Origin of the sequence: Pedobacter sp. BS3 (genome assembly GCF_008274585.1) — a bacterium.
GTDB lineage: Bacteria > Bacteroidota > Bacteroidia > Sphingobacteriales > Sphingobacteriaceae > Hufsiella_A.
This window is the reverse complement of sequence record NZ_VTRT01000024.1, coordinates 1-1,028: the sequence shown is the minus strand read 5'-3', so window position 1 is coordinate 1,028 and position 1,028 is coordinate 1. Positions and strand designations below refer to the sequence as shown.

1 protein-coding gene is annotated in these 1,028 nt (G+C 40.9%); it reads right to left on the bottom strand.

All coding sequences use genetic code 11. From position 1 onward, the window contains the following. Nucleotides 1-14 precede the first annotated feature (14 nt). On the bottom strand, nucleotides 15-998 hold the full coding sequence (locus tag FW774_RS20260) for an IS982 family transposase (protein ID WP_149350356.1): 984 nt from the start codon (nucleotides 996-998) through the stop codon (nucleotides 15-17). Nucleotides 999-1,028 lie beyond the last annotated feature (30 nt).

Genomic DNA, 1,028 nt, shown 5'->3' with positions numbered 1-1,028 from the left:
AACGTGTTGTGCGATTAAAAAGCCAAAGCATATTTTAAATGATTTAGCGGTCTGTTATTCTGTTTATTGATGAACTGCAGGCAGGTAATAGCTGTAATCTTGTTTAGGATTCTAACCGATAGACCTGCCACAGATTTCGCATAATTCCTTTTGAGCATAAACTGGTCGCAGAGCTGGGCGAATAAAGTTTCAATCCGTTTTCTGACTCGTTTAAATACCGGTTCAACCGGTTCTTTATTGTTCTGGTTGCTGCGCATGGGAGTTTTCAGCTCTATTTTAGCGGTACTGAAAAGATCAATCTGATGCGTTTTTGAAAGATATCCCTTATCGCCGACAAGGGTACAGTTGTTTAAGCCGGAGCACTTTATGTCATCTAAATAACGAATGTCATGTACGCTGGCCCTGCTTAAGTCCATCGAGTGGAATACGCCTTTAACCGAAGTAACCAGATGCAGCTTGTAGCCGTAATACCAGGCCTTGTTTACGGCAGAGTATCCTTTGTCCGGTGCTGTCTCAAATTTCTCTTTGCAGATTTTCGATGATTTTTCCCGGACAATCCTACACACCGGGACTGGAACAGAATCTACTATGAAGATGTTCTCTCCCTCGTTCAGCTGACTGGACAGGTACTGGTTGAGCTGCTGTAAATAACTTCCCAAAGATTTCTTTCTCCTGTTAAAATTACAGCGGTGGATTAATTGTGGGAAATCAGCCGAATAATCGGAGCGTAGCTTTCCAAACAGGTAGCTTTCCGAATCAATTCCGATAGATTCGGCCGCCAGAGTTAACGCAAGTATCTCACAGTCAGAGAACTTTGGTTTACGGGGATAAAACTTAAAGTTGTTATCCGTATTGATCTGCGATCTGAAAACAGATTTGGTGATGTCCAGAAATAAACGGAAATTGGTCGAAAGGTTGTGCATAAAGAATAATTTACTTGGTCGTAATTGTTCTTTAATATACTGTTTCTCAGTAAAATGCGCAACCTTTTCTTTCATTTCTATCTTTTTTTTAATCGCACAACACGT

Excerpts from the sequence above, each read along its gene's own strand:
- FW774_RS20260 (WP_149350356.1), bottom strand. The coding sequence starts at position 998 with ATGAAAGAAAAGGTTGCGCATTTTACTGAGAAACAGTATATTAAAGAA.